We start from the raw sequence: 20020 nt of genomic DNA on the forward strand, positions 1-20020 counted from the left end.
CCCGGAATCTCAGGCAGCGCGAGCCTTCTTCAGGCACTTCTTCAGTTCGCCGCCTGAGACACCGGCGGCTTCGTATTTCTTCATCTTCGCGACGACATAAGGGCAGCGCAGGCAGCGTGTTTTGCTGCGGCAGCACTTTTTCTTAGGTTTGAGGCTGCTCACCTTCGAGGCCTTCACCTTGCCCATACGCAAACTCTCCAGGGGGTTGACTGCGTCGCAACGTCGTAGTGAGGTCAGGGTAACCCAATTAGCGAAGGATCACCTAACTAGATCAACTCTATCAGGACCAACGAGGTACGCCGATTCCGCGGAATCGCCGAAGTCCGGCTATCCTTGCTGGGTTCGCTTGGTTTATGACTCTCGCGTCGTTCCGGGACGTGTCGGTGGTCCCGACGCTCGTACTGCCGGGACAGGCCAGCCCACCACGTACAGGAGCTTTTGTGTCGTCGTCTAGTGCGGATTTCCGCAACGCCGCCTTCCGGAACATCGCTATCGTCGCCCACGTCGACCATGGCAAGACGACACTCGTCGACGCGATGCTGCGCCAGTCCGGCGCTTTCGCCGAACGTGCCGAACTCGTGGAACGGGTCATGGACTCGGGCGATCTGGAGCGCGAGAAGGGCATCACCATTCTCGCGAAGAACACTGCGGTGCGACGGACAAACCCCGATGGCTCTGAGGTCATCATCAACGTCATCGACACCCCAGGCCACGCGGATTTCGGCGGCGAGGTCGAGCGTGGGCTCTCGATGGTGGACGCGGTCGTGCTGCTCGTCGATGCGAGTGAAGGCCCCCTGCCCCAGACTCGATTCGTTTTGCGGAAGGCCCTCGAAGCGGCACTTCCAGTCATCCTCGTGGTGAACAAGACTGACCGTCCTGACGCGCGCATCGCTGAGGTTGTGGACGAGGTCCACGACCTGCTGCTCGATCTCGCCAGCGATCTTGAGAACGAGCAAGCTGCGGCTGCGGCGGAGCACGCGCTTGAGCTTCCCGTTGTGTACGCGTGCGCACGCAGTGGCAAGGCAAGCATGACTGCTCCCGCGGACGGTGAAGAACCGGATTCCCCGGATATTCAGCCGCTGTTCGACCTCCTCCTTAACTACGTTCCGGCGCCACAGGCGGATCCTGAGGCACCGCTGCAGGCACACGTCACCAACCTCGATGCGTCCTCATTCCTGGGCCGCATCGCGCTCGTCCGTATCCACAACGGCCGCATGCGCAAGGGGCAGACTGTCGCTTGGCTGCGCGGTAACGGTGACGTCAAACAGGTGCGGCTGACGGAACTGCTGCGCACCGAAGGCGTGACACGCGTGTCCGCCGAGGTTGCTGAGGCGGGTGACATCGTCGCCGTTGCCGGCATCGAAGACATCATGATCGGCGACACGCTCGCTGCACCTGACAACCCGGTGGCGCTACCGCGCATCACGGTCGACGAACCGGCGATCTCGGTGACAATGGGCACCAATACCTCACCGCTATCGGGCCGCAATGGCGGCACCAAGCTGACTGCCCGGATGCTGAAGGCACGCCTCGACCAGGAGCTCATCGGTAACGTCTCGCTCCGTGTTCTGCCGACTGAGCGGCCCGACACGTGGGAGGTGCAGGGGCGGGGAGAACTCGCTCTCGCCATCCTCGTCGAACAAATGCGCCGCGAAGGTTACGAGATGACGGTCGGCAAGCCGCAGGTCGTCACGCGCGTTGTCGACGGTAAGCTGCACGAGCCGTATGAGGCGCTCACTACTGACGCGCCCGAAGAGTATCTCGGTGCTATCACCCAGTTGATGGCCGCGCGCAAGGGCCGCATGGAGCACATGACCAACCATGGCCAGGGCTGGGTGCGGATGGAATTCATCGTGCCAGCACGTGGCCTTATCGGATTCCGTACCGCGTTCCTCACCGAAACACGGGGTACAGGAATAGCGAACAGCCATTCATCTGGGTACGCGCCGTGGGCGGGCGAAATCCGCAGCCGCCACACTGGTTCGCTCGTCTCGGATCGTGCGGGCGCCGTGACGTCCTACGCGCTGCTTCAGTTGCAGGACCGCGGCACCTTCTTCGTCGAACCTGGCGACGCCTGCTATGAGGGCATGGTTATTGGCGAGAACCCCCGCGCCGAAGATCTCGATGTGAACATCACCAAGGAAAAGAAGCTCACCAACATGCGTTCGTCGACTGGAGACGAACTCGAGCGGCTCCAGCGTGCTACGAGGCTTGACCTCGAGGGAGCGCTCGAGTTCTGCGCCGGTGACGAGTGCGTCGAGGTCGGACCCGATGTAGTCCGGGTGCGCAAGGTCGTCCTCGGTGGTACCGAACGCGCTCGTGAACGTTCTCGCGCGAAGGCCCGCGACAACGCCGTCACCTGATTCGCGCCCCGCGCCACGCTGCACGCAGTGAGGTTGCCGGGTTGCGTGCCGCTCCATGTGACGCATGGCACGATTGCAGGGAGACGTGCAGGGGGCAGGGGAGGTTCAGTGCTGAGATCCCGGAAGGCGGGTGGCGCGCCGCGGCGGGGCAGATACACATCGGTTCTAGCTGCCGGTGGTGCTGCCGTGGTGGTCGCGATCACGAGTTGTACCGCGAGCCCGCCGCCGCCGATCGAGAGTACTGGCACCGTCACTCCCACCGCGGCGCCTCCGGCCGAGATGACCAACGAGGTTGTCGTGGCTATCGACGACATCGGCCTCGGGTTCAACCCACATCTGCTGTCACACCTTTCCCCGGTGAGCCGCGCGGTCGCTGACTTGGTGCTCCCGAGTCCATTCCGGCCGGTGCACGATCCCGCGATGTCTGGGGGAGTGGCGTGGGAGCCGGATCCGTCGCTGATCGTTTCGGCCGACGTCATCGACGACGGGACTGGCGAGTTGCCCTTCACGGTCGAGTACGTGCTCCGCAACGAGGCGCAGTGGTCCGATGCGGCACCTATTGCCGCGGAAGACTTTCAGTACCTATGGCGCCAGATGACCACCCAGCCGGGCGTCGTTGACCCCGCCGGATACGACCTGATCGAGGCGATCACCTCGTCTTCCGGCGGAAAAACGGTCAACGTCCGCTTCAGGGAGCCGTACCCTGCCTGGCGCGAACTTTTCACGCACCTTCTGCCGGCGCATCTGATCAAGGATTCGCCGGGTGGTTTTGACGCAGGCCTCACCGATACCATCCCGGTGTCTGGGTCACGCTTCCACATTGACCGAGTCGATCGAGGGCGCGACGACATCCGATTGGAGCGCAACGACCGCTTCTGGGGTGTTCCTGCTCAACTCGATCAGATTCAGTTGCGGCGCGGCGGAACGTCGGCGCAGATCGCCGATACGCTTCGCAGCCAGGACGCGCAGATCGCCGACGTTCATGGGGGCGGCGCACTCCAGGCGCAGCTTTCCGCGATTGCCGGTCTCGAGACGGCTCGCAGCTACCAGACCCGGTCGCTGCAGCTCGTGCTGAATACGCGCGTCACGCCGTTAGACAGCGCTGATGTCCGCACCGCACTTCTCAGCTTCCTGGATCCCGATGTGCTTGCCACTGTTGGTGGAGGCGGAGCGGCGACCGTGGCGCCAGATCGGGCGCAGATTCTGCCGCCTTCCTCGCCCGAATACGTTTCCACCGCACCGGCGCGGCCTCGCTACGAAGATGCACTCTTTGCGCTGAATAGTGCTGGATACGAAATGGTCGACGGGGTACTCCGGGAAGGCGGAATCCCTACCGGGTCTGCGCTGACGATCGTCATTGGGGTACCTGCCGGTGATGAAGCAGCACGTGCAGTCGCCAACACGGCTGCCGATCAGCTCCGGCAGGTCGGTGTGCGGCCGCGCGTGACACAGATGGCACCAGCTCGGCTGTACGGGGAAGCGCTCAGCGGCGGTGAAGTTGACGCCGTTGTCGGCTGGGTGCAGGCGGGATACGATCCGGCGACAGTCCTGGCCTCCCGGTGGGCGTGCCCGCCGCCCAGGCCAGACGCTGATGCGCCCGACCTGGATGGCGAGGAATCTGACGACCCCGCTGAAAGGGACGGCAGTAGATCGTTGCGGGACGTGATGCGCGCACCGAGCAACCTCTCGGGCGCATGTGTCCCTGAGCTTGCCGACCTGATCGAGTCAGTCCTGACCGGCCGTCAGGATCTCCGTGACGTTCTGCCGGGCATTGAATCTCAGCTGTGGCAGCTTGGCGCAGTACTGCCGATATTGCAGGACGTCACACTGCTCGCAGTGACCGATTCGGTTGCGGGAGTGCAACTCGATGTGCCGGTGCCTGTTGGAATGTTCACTTCCGCTTCAGAATGGGTCAGGCTTCCTGAATGAGCATAGAGACCCGGCGTGTCATGTTCGTGCATGCGCATCCCGATGACGAAACCCTTATTACCGGAGGAACGATCGCGCGCTGCCTTCGGGACGGTGCAGAGGTAAGGGTGGTGACCTGCACTCTCGGTGAGGAGGGCGAGGTGATCGGCGATGAATACGCGTTGCTCTGCTCCGGCGAAGCCGATCAGCTCGGCGGCTACCGCATCCTCGAACTGACAAGGGCTCTTGAAGCGCTGAGCGCGGCGGCACCTGGCCCCACGGTGAGACCGATTTTTCTGGGCGGCGCTGGAAGGTTCAGGGATTCGGGGATGGCCGATATGCCGTCAAGTGAGAATCCGCGAGCCTTCGTGAATGCCGACATCGCCCGTGTCGCGGCCGAACTCTCTGAGTTGATCTGCACGTTCAGGCCCCATGTTGTGGTCACATACGACCCTGACGGGACGTATGGGCACCCCGACCACATTCGGGTACACGCTGTAACCCACGCGGCGATTGACCACGCAGCCGCGACGAAATGGGATGTCCCCAAGCTGTACTGGGCAGTGGTCGGCAGGGAGTATGCGCGGAGCTCCATCGAAGCTCTGCACGACATCCCAGCTGGCTGGGGAGACTCCCCGGAAGAGGGCCTCGGCAGATACCCAGACGGGGCGATCACAACCCGAATCGACGTCACCGATGTATTGGAGGAGAAACGCAGCGCTATGCGCGCACATGCGACGCAGGTATCGGTGAGCCGGGACGGCCGGTGTTTCGCGTTGTCCAACAATATCGCTCAGCCGGTACTGGCAGAAGAGCAGTTTGTGCTGGTCAGAACGAGTTCACAGGCTGCTCAGTCGACTCACGCCGGTGGCAGGGACGAAACGGACCTGTTCGCCGGACTGTGACTGCTTATCAAGCGCTACTCTGTGCATAACATCGTGGGAGGTTGGAAAGCATGGACATTATCGCCTGGATCATGGATCCGGTTCGCTACGAGGCGGAAATTTCCGCAGCGTATTGGGATGCGATTTACGCGTGGGTCGACTCGGTGAGCGCGTACCTGACGCAGATGGGATACCCACCGGTTGGATGAGGCTCAATCGAGCCGGCAACCGAGTGACGGCCGAGAGAATGCTGTGAACCGAACTTTCGCAGATACCGAGCCCGGGCGTACATCTCCGCAGACCAGGACGCTCAGCGTGAGGGGAGTCGCGGATGCTGCTCGCGCTGCTCGCCTGCCGTTAGGCGATCCAGCAGATCTTGCCAGGATTGACTACATCATCCTGGGGGTCCTGTGCGTCGACGGGTTCGTTCTTGGGCTTATTTCCGTGTTTTACCTGCCCAGTTACCTCGGCGGCGTGCCTTTCCCATTCTCTGTGTTCCTGGCGGCGGTCGGCAACATACTGCTGGTGGAGGCCGCGCGCAGGCTGGGGTTCCGCCGCTCGCTCGCGGCATTGCCCGTTGTTGGCTGGGTGATAGCGGTCCTGCTTGCGTTCGCGGGCGGGCCTGGTGGTGACATCGTGGTTCCCGCAGCCGACGCTCGTGGCTTGTTCCTCGTTGTCGGCGGACTGGTTCCCGTCGGATTCTGGCTCTTTCGCGATGTGGTGCAGCGCGACCCGTCGCAGGCGTCTTCGGAGCGAAAGCTCTGACCTTCTAGTGCTGGAAGGTGCGGCTCATTCCAGGCGTTACGGCCTCAATCAGGTCCCACGCGTCCTTGGCGGGCATGTCCTCCACGAAGTAGCCGCCGCTGCCCGCAGGCGTCGCGGCGGTGACAGTTGCGAGACCCGCGCGTCGCTGAAAGAACGTCTGCGTCACGGTCCAGCCGATAATGCCCTGTGCTGCCACACAATCGCGCGCGCGAGTGAGCGACCCGCTCTGGCAGATCAGCCAGCCCGGAACTGTCGCATGGCCTAGCCCGCGGTACCGGTCGATTCCCAGGATCACGGAGAGGACGACGACAGCCGCTGCGAGGAACCACACCCAGCGCGGCAGATCAGCGACGGTGGCGTCAACGACGACAAGCGCTGCGACGGCCACGACAGGCAGCGCGAGGGCGCGGAAAAGCCTGCGCTGGAGTGCTTTCGGTCCGTGGCGCCGTAAAGACACCTGAGCGAGTGTGTCGTCATGCAGTACGGCCCCGAACACTTCCAGTGCTCGCTGGTGCGGTGCGTCGGGAAGGATCAGCGACGACTCACCTGAGCCCTCGCGGAGCCCGGTCATGATTGCCCGTGCCCGCGCGCCGCCCACGAAGCGCAGAAGTATCGGATTCTCTACCGTCACCCCGCGAAGGCGACGACGATCGAGCGTGCTTTCACGGGTGTTGAGTAACCCGTGGCGGACCCGCAAGGTCCGCCCGTCATCGTGGAGTGTGAACCCCGAGTAGGTCACAAAGTAGCGCGTCATAGCAATGAGGCTCGCAAGCACAATCAGCAGCACCACGGCCACCGCGCCCGCAAGGATCGGATCCAGATCCCTTACAGTGTTGGCGCTTTCGGTGATGAACTCTGAGTCGAGCAGCCGCTCGTACACCGCACCTGACTGGAAGATCAGACCCAGGCCAGCAAGGATGATCAGCACTCCGGTGAAGCCGAATGGTGCATACCACGTCCACTTAGGCGACCAGCGCGCGAGCTCCGGACCCGGATCGCGGGGCGTGGGCAGACCGTCGCGACTGGTGTCCGGTGACTCTCCGGGCTCTTGCGGAGCGCCCTCGATCTGCGCCTCATCACCCCGTACGCCAGCGAGCAATTGTTCGCGCAATGCGTCGACGTCGCTTGCTGCGATCGCATCGAGTTCGAAGCTGGAAGTACCTGCTCCCGAACCCTGCCCAGTGCCGATTCTCAGGACGGCGAGCCTCAGCAGCCGGTGCATCACGGTGGCGCGGACATCGACGGAGCGGATGCGTGAGCGCGGGATCGAAAGCACGTTGCGGCTGATCAATCCGGTTTTCAGTTGTACATGAACGGGGCCCACCCGGTAACGCGTCATGAGCCAGTCGATGCCAGCGACGTAGACGAATGCGGCAGCGCCAACCAGGATCCATGTTGGGTTGCCGGTTTGGGCGCCGACGAACAGGGGGACGATAATCGCTGGCAGCGCGCGCACTCCCTGCGTGATGGGCTTGACCAGAAGCATTCTGGGGTCGAGTTGCTTCCAGGGCACAGCCTCATCTGCTGGCGTGGTTTTTTCCGCCCCGGACACTGGCTGGTCAGGGGGTTCGCCGTTCGGGCCCGCGGGGGGTGGGGGTGCCCACACGTCACGCGGCTCATCCTGGCGCCCCAAATGTGGGCTGCTCACGTCGCATCCCCCCGCGTGCGTGCCGCAATCTCGGTCAGGTCCCGGACAGTCCGATCGGCGATTTCCTCGTCGAGCGCCGTGATCGTCACAGCCCCGGCTGATGACGCGGTGGTTACTGTCACTGTGGCGAGGCCGAGGAGCCGGTCGATCGGCCCGCGTGTGGTGTCGACGGTCTGGACACGCGAAATCGGTGCGATGCGCCGTTCCTGAACAAACCAGCCCTGCCTCGTGTAGACGGCTTCGTCACTGATCTCCCAACGGTGGACGTGATACCGCCAGATGGGGACGCCGATGATGTGCATCGGTGCGAGAACCAGTGTTGCGGTGAGAGCGGCGATGTGCGGCCAGCTTGTCGGGTCGCTATCCGCCAGCGCCCAGATGAACTGGGCAATCAGGACGAATGCCCAGCCCAGCGCCGCGTTGAAGGCCCACAGCAGGGGCGCTTTCTTACTCGGACGCCAGGCTGGATCAGCCATTCGTACGCTTCCCTGCTGCTGCAGCGACACAGTCACTCACTTCCTCGCCGACAATTTTGGCGGCCTGGATTGCCCGTCGTATTGACGTTGACGTGCTCAAATCCATCGTTTGTCAGTTCAACTCTACGGGTTTGTGGCCGCTGGCCGCTGGTCGCAGCCCCACGTATGGAGCATGATCGAGGGGTGACGTTTCCCATGCCGGACCTGCCCTCACCCTCCGCTGTTCGTCGGGTACTGCGGCGTGCACGTGACGGGGTGACCTTCAACCGCGACGAGGCGGCGGTAGCCCTGCGGATGCGGGGTGACGATCTCAAGGCGCTGTGTCAGGCGGCTGCGAATGTGCGTGACGCGGGGCTGCGAGAGGCGTATGGCGGCGACGGGCCGCTGCCGATCACCTACTCGAGGAAGGTGTTCATCCCGCTGACGCGCCTGTGCCGTGATCGGTGTCACTACTGCACTTTCGTCACTGTTCCTGGCAAGTTACGAGCCGCCGGGCACTCACTGTTCCTTGACCCGGACGAGGTCATCGAGATTGCGCGCCAGGGTGCGCAGCTCGGCTGCAAGGAGGCGCTGTTCACACTCGGGGACCGCCCTGAAGACAGGTGGCCCGAGGCGCGGGAGTGGCTTGAATCGCGTGGGTATCACTCCACCCTTGAATACGTGCGGGCGATGGCGATTCGTGTTCTCGAAGAGACTGGGCTGCTGCCGCACGCGAACCCTGGTGTGATGTCGTGGGACGAGATCGCGGCCCTCAAGCCGGTGTCGCCTTCGATGGGAATGATGCTGGAGACCAGTTCACGCAGACTCTTCGAAACCCCTGGCGAGTGCCACTATGGGAGTCCGGATAAGGACCCTGACGTGCGATTACGGGTGCTGACAGACGCGGGCCGTCACTCTGTCCCGTTCACTACGGGCATTTTGGTGGGAATCGGTGAGACAGTCGAGGAGCGCGCCGATTCAATTTTCGCTATTCGCCAGGTGAACAAGCAGTTTGGCCACATTCAGGAAGTCATTGTTCAGAACTTCCGCGCTAAGCCTGATACCGCAATGCGAGCGGTTCCCGACGCGGATATCGAGGAGTTCATCGCCGCTGTAGCGGTGAGTCGTCTGGTTCTGGGACCCGCAATGCGGGTGCAGGCTCCGCCGAATCTCGTCTCGCCCGAAGAGTGTCACGCCCTTCTCGCCGCCGGTGTTGACGACTGGGGTGGTGTGTCACCACTTACCCCTGACCACGTCAACCCGGAACGGCCATGGCCGCAGCTTGATGCTCTCGCCGGGCTGACATCGGCTGCGGGTTATGCGCTGACCGAGAGGCTCACCGCCCACGCACCGTTCGTGCGTCAGGGCAGTCCCTGGATTGATCCGCGCGTCGCCCGACATGTCAGCGCGCTCGCGGATCCCGCAACCGGGCTTGCGCGTGACGTTCACCCGTCCGGACTTCCCTGGCAAGAGCCGGACCCGGCGTGGGAATCGCGCGGCCGCACCGGCCTTCACGAGGAAATCGACATCTCGGGCCGCGCGTCCGAGCACCGCAGCGACCTTGCCAGCGCATTCGGCGACTGGGATTCAATCCGCGAACAGGCGTTAGCGTCGCGGGCGCCAGAGCGGATCGAACGTGATGTGGCTGGACCGCTTCGCCGAGCGGAAACCGACCCCGCTGGACTTTCGGATGCGGACTACGTCGCGCTCGCGAGCGCTGAGGGTCCTGCGCTAGATGCACTGGCTGGGCTGGCCGACAGCATTCGCCGTGACGTTGTCGGCGACGACGTCACCTACGTCGTCAACCGCAACATCAACTTCACGAACATCTGCTACACCGGGTGTCGTTTCTGTGCGTTTGCACAGCGCAAAGGCGATGCCGACGCATTTACCTTGTCAGCGGATGACGTGGGGGACCGCGCCTGGGAAGCGCACGTCGCCGGCGCTACCGAGGTGTGTATGCAGGGCGGTATCGATCCGGAGCTTCCGGTCACCGGGTATGCGGACCTCGTGCGAGCCGTGAAAGCGCGAGTGCCTTCTATGCACGTGCACGCTTTCAGTCCCATGGAAGTGGTCAACGGCGCATCTCGGTCGGGCGTCAGTATCCGGGAGTGGCTTGGCGGTCTGCGGGAGGCAGGTCTCGATACGATTCCCGGCACCGCTGCGGAGATTCTCGACGACGAAATCCGCTGGATCCTGACGAAGGGCAAGTTGCCCGCGAGCACATGGATCGAGGTGGTCACCACCGCCCACCAGGTGGGGCTGCGTTCAAGCTCGACAATGATGTACGGCCATGTAGATCAGCCACGCCACTGGGTGGGGCACTTGCGAGTGTTGCAGCGAATCCAGGATGAGACGGGCGGCTTCACCGAATTCGTACCGCTCCCGTTCGTCCACCAGAGTTCCCCGCTATACCTAGCCGGTGCCGCTCGGCCGGGACCGACGATCCGCGACAACCGCGCTGTGCATGCTCTCGCTAGGATCATGCTGCACGGCCGCATCGCGAATATTCAGACAAGCTGGGTGAAGCTCGGGGTGGCCGGCACTCGTGTGATGCTGCAGGGCGGCGCAAACGACCTGGGCGGCACGTTGATGGAAGAGACGATCTCGCGGATGGCAGGGTCCCAGCATGGCTCCGCGAAAACGATAGGTGAACTGCGTGATATCGCGGAGGGGATCGGCCGCACTGCCCGCCAGCGCACAACAACCTATGACGCGGTAGCTCCGGCCGCTGCGGCGACCATCGCGGTCAGGTGACCGCCCTTATCGGCGCCCAGATTATGGGCTCCCAGAGGCACGACGGTAGGCTTGGGTTTGCTTCAGCAATGAGGGGCGATCGTAACGATCGAGCTTGAGCGAGACGCACTTCAGACGCTGAAGTGAAGACAACACCACGTACCGCACAGCCCGCGGTTCGTGTTAGCCGACAGGTGGCCAGATCGCGAGGGCCTGGTGAGAAGGACAGGAGAGCTGCTGTGACGTACGTCATCGCAGAGCCGTGTGTCGATGTGCTGGACAAGGCATGCATTGAAGAATGCCCTGTCGACTGCATCTACGAGGGGGAGCGGATGCTCTACATCCACCCCGACGAGTGTGTGGACTGCGGCGCGTGCGAACCTGTCTGTCCGGTCGAAGCGATCTTCTACGAGGATGACGTTCCCGACGAATGGGACGCCTATGTGGCAGCCAACGTCGACTTCTTCGATGAGCTTGGTTCGCCCGGTGGCGCCGCGAAGGTCGGGCAGAAGCCGTTCGATCCACCGTTCATCAAAGAACTCCCGCCGATGAACGAGGAGTGACGTGCACCGTACTCCGGTCGCGCGCACACTCCCCGACTTTCCGTGGGATTCACTCCTCGAGGCGAAGGCCCGCGCCCAAGCGCATCCAGATGGCATCGTCGACCTCTCGGTTGGTACGCCGGTTGATCCCGTAGCGCCCCATATTCGTGAGGCGCTGTTGTCGGTCGCTGACCAGCCGGGTTACCCGACGACGCACGGCACCCTGGCTTTGCGGACAGCGGCCGCGGAGGCGCTCCACCGCCGCTACGGAGTGACTGGGATCGACCAGGCCACGGTGCTTCCCGCTATCGGCACCAAAGAGCTGATCGCCTGGCTGCCCCGGCTTCTCGCGCTAGGGCCGGGCGACACAGTGGTTATTCCGGAGTTCGCCTACCCGACCTACGAAGTCGGTGCCCTGCTCGCGGGTGCTGAGGTAATCCGCTCCGATGGTGTCTTCGCGCTCGGTCCGCAGCGAGTGGGAATGATCTATCTGAATTCCCCATCCAACCCGACTGGGCGCGTACTGGGGGTTGAGCACCTGCGGAAGGTCGTCGAATGGGCGCGGGAACGTGGCGTGATTGTGGTCTCGGATGAGTGCTACCTCGGCCTCGGGTGGGACACCGATCCAGTGTCGCTGCTGGACCCGCGGGTGTGCGAGGGCGTGTTCGATGGGTTGCTCGCTGTGCATTCGCTGTCCAAGACGTCGAACCTGGCGAGCTATCGGGCGGGGTTTGTGACGGGTGACCCTGAACTGATCAGCGATCTCCTCGAAGTGCGTAAGCACGCAGGCATGATGGTGCCGCTGCCGATTCAGGCCGCTGCAGCGGCGGCACTTTCGAGCGACCAGCACGAAGCCGAACAGAAGCAGCGGTACCGGCATCGGCGTGACGTCCTGCGTAGCGCTGTCGAAGCGGCCGACTTCCGGGTTGACCATTCGGAGGCGGGGCTGTACTTGTGGGCAAGTCGCGGCGAACCGGCGTCCGACACTGTCGCATGGCTGGCCGAGCGCGGAATTCTCGTGGCACCAGGTCACTTCTATGGTCCACGTGGTGCTGAGCACGTCCGGATCGCGCTCACGGCAACCGATGAACGTATCGAGGCGGCCGCGAAGCGACTGGCCGCATAATTCCTGACCCGTCTGATTTACGGCACCGTAACCACTGATACCGTTTCGTTTCCGCAGGCAGGGTGCATGTTGTCCGGGTTCGCGGTACCGTTTGGTGTCGAGAGGAGAGCGAGATGGCATTGCCACTGATCCCCATTGCTATCGGGGTGGGTGTTGCCGCGTTCGGTGCTGGGCGAAAACTGCTCAAGAGCATGGAGACGACCCGCCTGGCTGATGAGTCAAAGGCGAAGGCGCGGGGCGCGTACCTGCAGCTCGCATTCGCTGTTGACACGATCCGTGCGGATGATGACCCCATAGCCAGCGAACACCTCGGTCGTGCGAAGGACTTCCTGGACAGCGCTCGGGTGATGCTCGACGTGGCGACCACACCCGAGGCCGCCGACGCGGCAGGTGAGGTTGTGTCTGAAGGGTTTGAGCAGGTTGAGATGGCCTGCGCAGCATTGGGAATCGAGCCCCCCAGGCGGCTGAGCGAGCTGTGACGGCTGCCGCCAGCCCACTATGCTGGCGGTGTGCTTCTTACCTCACTGCACGACGCGGCCATCAGTGATGACACTTCGCCTGCCTTCACGATCGGCGGTGAGTCCCTAACTCGGCAAGCGCTGATTGGCGCAGCGACGGCTGCTGCGGCGCGTGTCCAGGGTGCGGCGGCGGTAGCGGTGCTGGCCAGTCCTACGGCGAAAACCATTGTCGCAGTGACTGGGGCGCTCCTCGCTGGCGTGCCCGTGGTACCTGTGCCGCCGGATTCAGGGCCAGCAGAAGTAGGCCATATTCTCCGTGACTCCGGTGCGCAGGCATGGCTCGGCTCCGCACCGGACTTGCCTGGAATTCCGCAACTGCGCGCAATCCCTGTGCGCATACACGCCCGCGATTGGCATCAACTGTTCGAGCCGCTCCCGGACACTCCGGCCTTCATTATGTACACGTCCGGAACTACTGGACCGCCAAAAGGAGCGGTACTCAGCCGGGGTGCCATCGCAGCGGGCCTCGACGCACTTGCTGAAGCCTGGGCATGGACCGCGGAAGATACTCTCGTGCACGGTTTGCCGCTGTTCCACGTTCACGGTCTGGTTCTAGGGCTGCTCGGCCCGCTTCGCACGGGCTCACGTTTGATCCATACCGGTAAACCCTCGCCCGAGAGCTACGCGGGGGCGAAGGGCTCCCTGTACTTCGGTGTGCCAACTGTGTGGTCACGGATAGCGGCAGATCCCTCAGCGGCTAAAGAGCTTTCGGGAGCCCGTCTCCTGGTGTCAGGAAGCGCCGGCCTGCCAGCGCCGGTTTTCGAGAGTATGAAGTCGTTGAGCGGGCATCGGCTTGTGGAGCGTTACGGGATGACCGAGACGCTGATCACCGTGAGTGCACGGTCCGATGGTGAGCGCCGTCCGGGCTGGGTGGGACAACCCCTTCGGGGAGTGAGTACGCGGATTGTCGGCGAGGATGGCAGTGAAGTCAGTCATGACGGGGAGTCCATCGGACAATTGCATGTCCGCGGCCCCATGATGTTCAGCGGCTACACCGGCCAGCCAGAGGTGACTGCCGCTGCGTTCGCTGCGGACGGGTGGTTCCGCACGGGCGATATTGCCGCGATCGACGAAGGCGGATTCCACCGGATTGTGGGGCGAGAGTCCACGGACCTGATCAAATCAGGCGGCTACCGGATAGGCGCAGGCGAGGTGGAGTCCGCGTTGCTCGCTCATCCAGGAATCACTGAGGCCGCGGTCATCGGCGTGGCTGATGACGATCTCGGGCAGAAGCCAGTCGCGTACGTGGTGGGCGATGTCGACAGTTCCGACAATGGCGCTGCCGTCATCGAGTTCGTGGCGAAGTACCTGTCAGCGCACAAGCGGCCCAGGGAAGTCCGAGTCGTCGATGCGTTACCCCGCAACGCGATGGGGAAGGTGCAGAAGAGGCAGCTCAGCTAAATTCGAGTTCACCCCGGCGTAGGCCTCGCCGCCGTTCGTTCAGGAACGCGAGAGCGGTCAGTATGAGGCACAGGATTGCCGTCGAGATCAACTGTTCGCGTGCAGCGGTGTCTGTAAGCATCAGCATGATGAGACCACCGAGAAGCACCAGCGTGAACCACGTCAGATAGGGAAATGCCCACATGCGCAGGGGCAAGTTCCCTTCCCGTTCGAGGCGCGGACGCAAACGCAACTGGGAGACAGCGATAAAGATCCAGATGACCAGGAGCGATGCGCCGACGGCATTGAGCAGGATGCCGAGCAGGGTGTCAGGAAGCCACCAGATGAGCACGACACTGACGAGGCTGAAGAAAACGGAAAGCGATACCCCATAGATCGGCACGTCATTCGCGGAGAGCCGTGTGAGGATCCGCGGCCCGTCGCCGCGGCTTGATAGCGAGTACGCCATCCGTGAGGTGGCATAGATCTGGGCGTTGTAGGCGGACAGCAGCGCCACGACGACGACGAACTCCATGAAACCCGCCACGCCGGGTACGTTCGCGAGGCTCAGCACGGAAACGAAGGGGCTTTGCGCGAGGCTTTCCGAGTTCCACGGCAACAGAAACACCATGACAGCGACAGAGCCTATGTAGAAGACGCTGATCCGCCAGATCACGCTGCGTACCGCGATTCCGATGCTGCGCTCCGGGTCGCGGGATTCGGCTGCAGCGATTGTCACGATCTCAATCCCGCCGAATGCGAAAGCGACGATCAGCAGCCCGGCAGCAATGCCCGCGATGCCGTTGGGCAGGAAACCTTCATGACCGAGCAGGTTCGTGAAGCCAACGGGATCGGTGCCGGGCATAAGGCCGAAGATCAGCAACACTCCGAGAATCAGGAAGCCGATGATGACTGCGACCTTGATGAGCGCGAACCAGAACTCGAACTCACCGAAGTTGGCGACGCGGGCAAGGTTTACCGCGGCGAAGAAACCGACGATTATCAGCGCAATGACCCACTGGGGGACCGCAGGAAGCCAGGTGTGCATGATCGCGGACGCGCCGGTGATCTCCGCGCCGATGACCATGATGAGCAGCGCCCAGTACAGCCAGCCCATGACGAAACCCGCCCAGGGGCCAATTCCGATGCGAGCATAGTGCGAGAACGATCCGCTGGCCGGGATTGCTGAGCCCATTTCGCCCAGCATGCGCATCACGAGGACAACAACAATCCCTGCGATGCAGTAGGAGATGAGGATTGCGGGGCCCGCGGTGGCGATTCCCGCTCCGGTGCCGAGAAATAACCCGGCGCCGATAGCTGATCCAAGTCCCATCATGGTGAGATGGCGGACCCTGAGGCCATGCCCGAGGTGTGCGGGCCGTGGCGTCTGAGTAGATGTTGTCAATTTCTCTGCGGTCTCTGTGTTTCCGTGTGCTTCGGGCTTTTCGTTAGTCGTTAGCGTGCAGTGCGGCGTTGAGTTCGATTCCTGTGCCTTCCCGTGCAACGACTTCCACAGCGCCGGACTGCGAGTTGCGCCGGAATAGGAGGCCGCTGGCGCCGCTGAGTTCACGCGCTTTGACCGTCTGGGTCTCGTCCGGCGTGATGACCGTTACTTTGGTTCCTGCGGTGACGTACAGTCCGGCTTCAACAACACAGTCGTCGCCCAGGGATATTCCCACTCCAGCGTTGGCGCCGAGAAGACAGCGCTTGCCGACCGAAATCACTTCTTTGCCGCCACCAGAGAGCGTGCCCATGATCGATGCGCCGCCACCAACGTCTGAACCGTCATCGATCACCACTCCGGCCGAGATCCGGCCCTCCACCATCGACGTGCCAAGCGTGCCGGCGTTGAAGTTCACGAAACCCTCGTGCATGACGGTGGTTCCAGAAGCAAGATGAGCGCCGAGTCGTACCCGGTCGGCGTCGGCGATGCGAACACCAGAAGGAATGACATAGTCGACCAGGCGCGGGAACTTGTCGATGCTGTAAACCGTCACGGGGCCATGCCTGCGCAGAAGGGCGCGCACCTTCTCGAAGCCCTCGACAGCGCACGGGCCGTAGTTGGTCCACACCACGTTGGACAATTTGCCGAAGACACCATCAAGGTTGAGTCCGTGCGGCTGAACCAGGCGGTGCGAGACGAGGTGCAGGCGCAAGTATGCGTCGTGAGCATCGACAGGAGGCTCATCGAGGGACGAGATAGTCGTTCTCACGGCGACTTTCTGGACACCGCGCTCATCGTCATTGCCGACCAGACTTATCAGGTCCGACGGGGTGTCCGCCATGTTCAGAGTTTCCGTGCCGGCCGCCCCGAACGTCCCAAGTTCCGGTTCCGGATACCACGTGTCGAGGACGGTGCCGTCGGTCGTAATGTTGGCGATGCCGATCGCTTGTGCACCCGTTGCTGCAGTACTGTTTGTGCTCACGGGCAGACAGGTTACCGCCCCGCTCTGACACATGGGGAAATCTCGGCGTCATGAGGGTGACTGGAACCCCTGCGGCCTAGCGGACCGGAGCGGCCGATAGCCTGGGACCTGTGACTCTCGACCTTCGTGCAGACCCCATCGCGCTCACTGCGGCGCTCGTCGACATTCCGAGCGTCTCTCACGATGAAGCATTGATTGCTGGGGAAGTTGAAGCAGCGCTGCGGGAGCAGACCACAGGATACGAGATCGTCCGTAACGGAAACGCGGTGCTCGCCCGGACCAGCAGGGGAATGCCGAGGCGGGTGATACTCGCTGGACATCTGGATACAGTGCCGATCGCGGACAATGTCCCATCGAAGCTTGACGGCGACATCCTTCACGGTTGTGGCACGGTGGACATGAAGTCAGGGGACGCGGTCTTCCTCCACCTCGCCGCCACTCTGGAGAATCCGCGCTTCGATGTCACGTTGATCTTCTACGACTGTGAGGAAATCGCGGCTGTTCACAATGGTTTGGGCCGCATTGAACGTGAATTGCCGGAGTGGCTTGAAGCCGACGTTGCGATCCTCGGTGAACCTACGGCCGGTGTAATTGAGGCGGGCTGTCAGGGCACGCTCCGCGCTCGGCTGACTGCGAACGGCGTGCGGTCCCACTCCGCGCGATCGTGGATGGGCGAGAACGCAGTCCACAAGCTCGGACCGGCTTTGACTCGCCTGGCTGAGTACATCCCACGCTCAGTCGACATTGACGGGTGTGTCTATCGGGAGGGCCTGTCCGCGGTGAATATTCGCGGAGGAATAGCGGGCAACGTCATCCCCGATGACGCATCGCTAGATGTCAACTTCCGATTCGCTCCCGATCGGTCCGTGGAGGACGCGGTGGCGCACGTGGCCGGTGTCTTTGACGGCCTCAGCCTGAACTTCGAGATCACAGACAGCTCGCCCGGAGCCTTGCCGGGCTTGTCGAATCCGGCAGCTGCGGAGCTGGTCGCCGCAGCCGGAGCGGTGCGTGCGAAGTACGGCTGGACGGACGTGTCGCGTTTCGCTGCCCGTGGCGTGCCGGCGGTGAACCTGGGGCCGGGCGATCCGAATCTGGCTCACCGCCGTGACGAGCACCTTCCCGTTGAGCAGATCACCTCGGTGACGGCACTGCTGCGGTCTTATCTGGCGGACTAACGGCTTCTCGCGAGAGGCTTCCTGGCCACCAGATAATCGGTCCCGCTTCGCGCACGACTGCGGGCACTATGAGGGAACGCATGATGAGGGCGTCGAGTAGCACGCCGAAGGCGACGATAAACGCGATCTGCACCATGAAGATCAGCGGTATCACCGAGAGTGCAGCGAAGGTCGCCGCGAGGACGATCCCCGCGGAGGTGATCACACCGCCAGTGACGACCAAGGAGCGCAGAACCCCGTCTCGCGTGCCGATCTGCAGTGCCTCCTCTCGCGCACGCGTCATCAGGAAGATGTTGTAGTCGATGCCGAGTGCGACTAGGAACACGAAAGCGAACAGCGGAATCACCGGATCGGCCCCAGGGAATCCCAGCGCGTAATTGAACACCAGCGCGCTCACACCCAGGGTCGCGGCGAAGGATACGACGACGGTGCCAATCAGGAAAAGCGGTGCGAGCAGGGCGCGAAGGAGAACTGCGAGAATCGTGAAGACAACCAGTAGCACCAGCGGCATGATGAGCGCACGGTCCCGCTTGGAGGTGTCGTTAGTGTCGATCTGGACGGCCGTTGGGCCGCCCACTTTGGCCTCTGCGCCCTCAACTCCGGCCACGGCGCTGCGCAGTTCTCGCAGGACATCTTCGGCTTCAGCTGAATCAGCGGGCGCTGCGAAGGTGGCTTCGATCTGGACAAGACCGTCCCGAACGAGCGGTTCGCCACTTGCGCGGTCCCGCAGGAGAACCACATCGGCAACCCCTTCGATCTGTGCCGCAGCGAGGACCTCGTCGCCGGCGGTTTCGTTGGCGATGATGATGGCCGGTGATCCGGCGCCCGCGTCGAAATGCCGTTCGAGGGCTTGCTGGCCTTCCTGCGACTCAACTTGCAGCAGGAATATTTCGGACTGGGCCACGCCATCGGCACGCAGCAGCGGCAGGAAAGCGGCGAAGGCAAGAACCACAATGAGCGGGACAGTCCAGTATCTGCGCGGATGCGCCTCGATCCGCTTTGCCAGCGCTGCCCAGAAGCGGTAGTTACGGAAGGTTTCGCTCTCCGCATTCGGTGAGAAACGCGGACGTGAGGGCCAGTAGGCGCTGCGCCCGAGCAGGGTGAGAATCGCGGCCAGAAAAGTCATGGTCGCGATGAATGACGCGGTGATGCCGATGGCCGCGATAGGCCCGAGGCTCCGGTTGGAGTTCAGGTCGGAGAGAAGGAGGCATAGCACGCCCGCAACGACGGTTCCGGCGGAAGCGGCAATGGGAGGCAGAGCGGCACGCCATGCGCGCAGCATCGCGCCGAACCGGTCAGTCGAGGTCCGTAGCTCTTCCCGGAACCGTGCGACGAGTAATAGTGCGTAGTCGGTTGCCGCGCCAAAGACGAGGATGAAGAGGATGCCCTGGCTTTGCCCGTTGAGCGTTACGGTCCCCGCGTCCGCGAGCAGGTAGACAACGAGGCTGGCCAGTGTAAGGGCAAGGATTGCACTGAGAACGACGATGAAGGGGAGCAGTGGGCTGCGATAGACGATGACCAGGATGATGATCACGACTACAGCGGCAACGATCAGGAGCAGGCCATCGATACCGGCGAAGGCCGCTCCAAGGTCGGCGCTTGATCCGGCTGGACCCGTCACGAACACGTTGAGGCCGTCAGGGGCACCGACAAACCCGTTGCGCAGTTCATCGACCGCATCGGCGACTGATCCGTTGGCGTCGACAGGCACAACGATCTGGATGGCCTGACCGTCGCTCGAGGGTATGGGCGGCGAGGGGGGTCCTGCGAATCGCTCACTCTGGGCGACGTCCTCGACCGTGCCGGCGAGGTAGGCAAAGTCAGCGTCCTCGGTGCCGCCCTCGCGCTCGGCGATTACGATCGCAGGGATGGCGGTGGTGTCCGAGAACAGGCGCTGCAAGTCTTGTACCTCAGTCGACTCAGCCGATTGAGGCAAGAAGGCGGCAGCGTCGTTGACCTGTACTTCGCCGAGCTTGCCAGCGAACGGCCCAGCAACTCCTCCGAGGGCGAGCCACGCGACGAGGAGCAATGCGGGCAGGAGCCAGCGGATGGTTCGGGTACTGGTGTTCATGATTCAGCCAATTATTCAGCAAG

At 63.0% G+C, this 20020-nt stretch carries 17 protein-coding genes; 11 read left to right on the forward strand and 6 right to left on the reverse strand.

The features are described from left to right. Positions 1–9 precede the first annotated feature (9 nt). Positions 10–186 carry a hypothetical protein gene (locus FHU29_RS02535; RefSeq protein ID WP_013808165.1) on the reverse strand — a complete coding sequence of 59 codons (177 nt, stop codon included), beginning with the start codon at positions 184–186 and terminating at the stop codon, positions 10–12. Between the two features lie 167 nt (positions 187–353). Between FHU29_RS02535 and typA the strand changes: the two genes are divergently transcribed. The 5 genes from typA (at position 354) to FHU29_RS02560 (ending at position 5920) form a co-directional block, all read left to right on the forward strand. Continuing rightward, on the forward strand, positions 354–2363 hold the full coding sequence (gene typA, locus FHU29_RS02540) for a translational GTPase TypA (protein ID WP_232322921.1): 2010 nt from the start codon (positions 354–356) through the stop codon (positions 2361–2363). 108 nt (positions 2364–2471) lie between these two features. Next, positions 2472–4292 carry an ABC transporter family substrate-binding protein gene (locus FHU29_RS02545; RefSeq protein ID WP_083962232.1) on the forward strand — a complete coding sequence of 607 codons (1821 nt, stop codon included), beginning with the start codon at positions 2472–2474 and terminating at the stop codon, positions 4290–4292. Beyond that, positions 4289–5176, forward strand: a complete 888-nt coding sequence (gene mshB, locus FHU29_RS02550) for an N-acetyl-1-D-myo-inositol-2-amino-2-deoxy-alpha-D-glucopyranoside deacetylase (RefSeq protein ID WP_064439726.1) — start codon at positions 4289–4291, stop codon at positions 5174–5176. Before FHU29_RS02545 ends, mshB begins: the two co-directional genes overlap by 4 nt. Positions 5177–5226: 50 nt before the next feature. Further along, positions 5227–5364 (forward strand): hypothetical protein, encoded by a 138-nt coding sequence (locus FHU29_RS02555; RefSeq protein WP_157095001.1) that lies wholly within the window; start codon positions 5227–5229, stop codon positions 5362–5364. 106 nt (positions 5365–5470) lie between these two features. Continuing rightward, positions 5471–5920: a hypothetical protein gene (locus tag FHU29_RS02560; protein ID WP_083962233.1), complete on the forward strand. Its 450-nt coding sequence runs from the start codon at positions 5471–5473 to the stop codon at positions 5918–5920. A gap of 4 nt (positions 5921–5924) precedes the next feature. Here the strand turns inward: FHU29_RS02560 and FHU29_RS02565 are convergent, their stop codons facing one another. Both FHU29_RS02565 and FHU29_RS02570 read right to left on the reverse strand, forming a co-directional pair. Further along, entirely contained in the window at positions 5925–7568 is a 1644-nt protein-coding gene (locus tag FHU29_RS02565) for a PH domain-containing protein (protein WP_232322922.1), read from the reverse strand. Next, complete coding sequence (locus FHU29_RS02570) at positions 7565–8044, reverse strand: PH domain-containing protein (protein WP_064439846.1); 480 nt, start codon at positions 8042–8044, stop codon at positions 7565–7567. The genes FHU29_RS02565 and FHU29_RS02570 overlap by 4 nt, the downstream gene beginning before the upstream one ends. 165 nt (positions 8045–8209) lie before the next feature. On the opposite strand from FHU29_RS02570, the gene FHU29_RS02575 reads away from it, so the two are divergent. The 5 genes from FHU29_RS02575 to FHU29_RS02595 all read left to right on the forward strand — a co-directional run bounded on the left by FHU29_RS02575 (position 8210) and on the right by FHU29_RS02595 (position 14346). Beyond that, positions 8210–10780, forward strand: a complete 2571-nt coding sequence (locus FHU29_RS02575; RefSeq protein WP_064439727.1) for a bifunctional FO biosynthesis protein CofGH — start codon at positions 8210–8212, stop codon at positions 10778–10780. A gap of 218 nt (positions 10781–10998) precedes the next feature. After that, on the forward strand, positions 10999–11322 hold the full coding sequence (fdxA, locus tag FHU29_RS02580) for a ferredoxin (protein WP_013808155.1): 324 nt from the start codon (positions 10999–11001) through the stop codon (positions 11320–11322). Between the two features lies 1 nt (position 11323). Continuing rightward, the gene (dapC, locus tag FHU29_RS02585) at positions 11324–12427 is read left to right on the forward strand and encodes a succinyldiaminopimelate transaminase (RefSeq protein WP_064439728.1); all 1104 of its coding nucleotides are present in this window, start codon (positions 11324–11326) and stop codon (positions 12425–12427) included. Positions 12428–12540: 113 nt separating this feature from the next. Then, positions 12541–12906 (forward strand): hypothetical protein, encoded by a 366-nt coding sequence (locus FHU29_RS02590; RefSeq protein ID WP_064439729.1) that lies wholly within the window; start codon positions 12541–12543, stop codon positions 12904–12906. Positions 12907–12936: 30 nt separating this feature from the next. Continuing rightward, positions 12937–14346 (forward strand): acyl-CoA synthetase, encoded by a 1410-nt coding sequence (locus FHU29_RS02595; RefSeq protein WP_064439730.1) that lies wholly within the window; start codon positions 12937–12939, stop codon positions 14344–14346. Here the strand turns inward: FHU29_RS02595 and FHU29_RS02600 are convergent. Both FHU29_RS02600 and dapD read right to left on the reverse strand, forming a co-directional pair. Continuing rightward, positions 14339–15661, reverse strand: a complete 1323-nt coding sequence (locus FHU29_RS02600; RefSeq protein ID WP_064439731.1) for an amino acid permease — start codon at positions 15659–15661, stop codon at positions 14339–14341. The genes FHU29_RS02595 and FHU29_RS02600 overlap by 8 nt on opposite strands. Before the next feature lie 112 nt (positions 15662–15773). Next, entirely contained in the window at positions 15774–16751 is a 978-nt protein-coding gene (dapD, locus tag FHU29_RS02605) for a 2,3,4,5-tetrahydropyridine-2,6-dicarboxylate N-succinyltransferase (RefSeq protein ID WP_232322923.1), read from the reverse strand. 110 nt (positions 16752–16861) lie between these two features. Between dapD and dapE the strand changes: the two genes are divergently transcribed. Next, on the forward strand, positions 16862–17926 hold the full coding sequence (gene dapE / locus FHU29_RS02610) for a succinyl-diaminopimelate desuccinylase (protein WP_183377456.1): 1065 nt from the start codon (positions 16862–16864) through the stop codon (positions 17924–17926). On the opposite strand, the gene FHU29_RS02615 is transcribed toward dapE, so the two are convergent. After that, on the reverse strand, positions 17883–19997 hold the full coding sequence (locus FHU29_RS02615; RefSeq protein WP_064439734.1) for an MMPL family transporter: 2115 nt from the start codon (positions 19995–19997) through the stop codon (positions 17883–17885). The two genes, dapE and FHU29_RS02615, sit on opposite strands and share 44 nt — an antisense overlap. Positions 19998–20020 lie beyond the last annotated feature (23 nt).

It is taken from the genome of Hoyosella altamirensis, assembly GCF_014191505.1.
Classification (GTDB): domain Bacteria; phylum Actinomycetota; class Actinomycetes; order Mycobacteriales; family Mycobacteriaceae; genus Hoyosella; species Hoyosella altamirensis.

What these genes read in the sequence shown, in the direction of transcription:
- FHU29_RS02535 (WP_013808165.1), bottom strand. Translation starts at nt 186, where the DNA reads ATGGGCAAGGTGAAGGCCTCGAAGGTGAGCAGCCTCAAACCTAAGAAA.
- typA (WP_232322921.1), top strand. Translation starts at nt 354, where the DNA reads ATGACTCTCGCGTCGTTCCGGGACGTGTCGGTGGTCCCGACGCTCGTA.
- mshB (WP_064439726.1), top strand. Translation starts at nt 4,289, where the DNA reads ATGAGCATAGAGACCCGGCGTGTCATGTTCGTGCATGCGCATCCCGAT.
- FHU29_RS02555 (WP_157095001.1), top strand. Translation starts at nt 5,227, where the DNA reads ATGGACATTATCGCCTGGATCATGGATCCGGTTCGCTACGAGGCGGAA.
- FHU29_RS02570 (WP_064439846.1), bottom strand. Translation starts at nt 8,044, where the DNA reads ATGGCTGATCCAGCCTGGCGTCCGAGTAAGAAAGCGCCCCTGCTGTGG.
- FHU29_RS02575 (WP_064439727.1), top strand. Translation starts at nt 8,210, where the DNA reads ATGGAGCATGATCGAGGGGTGACGTTTCCCATGCCGGACCTGCCCTCA.
- FHU29_RS02590 (WP_064439729.1), top strand. Translation starts at nt 12,541, where the DNA reads ATGGCATTGCCACTGATCCCCATTGCTATCGGGGTGGGTGTTGCCGCG.
- FHU29_RS02600 (WP_064439731.1), bottom strand. Translation starts at nt 15,661, where the DNA reads ATGATGGGACTTGGATCAGCTATCGGCGCCGGGTTATTTCTCGGCACC.
- FHU29_RS02615 (WP_064439734.1), bottom strand. Translation starts at nt 19,997, where the DNA reads ATGAACACCAGTACCCGAACCATCCGCTGGCTCCTGCCCGCATTGCTC.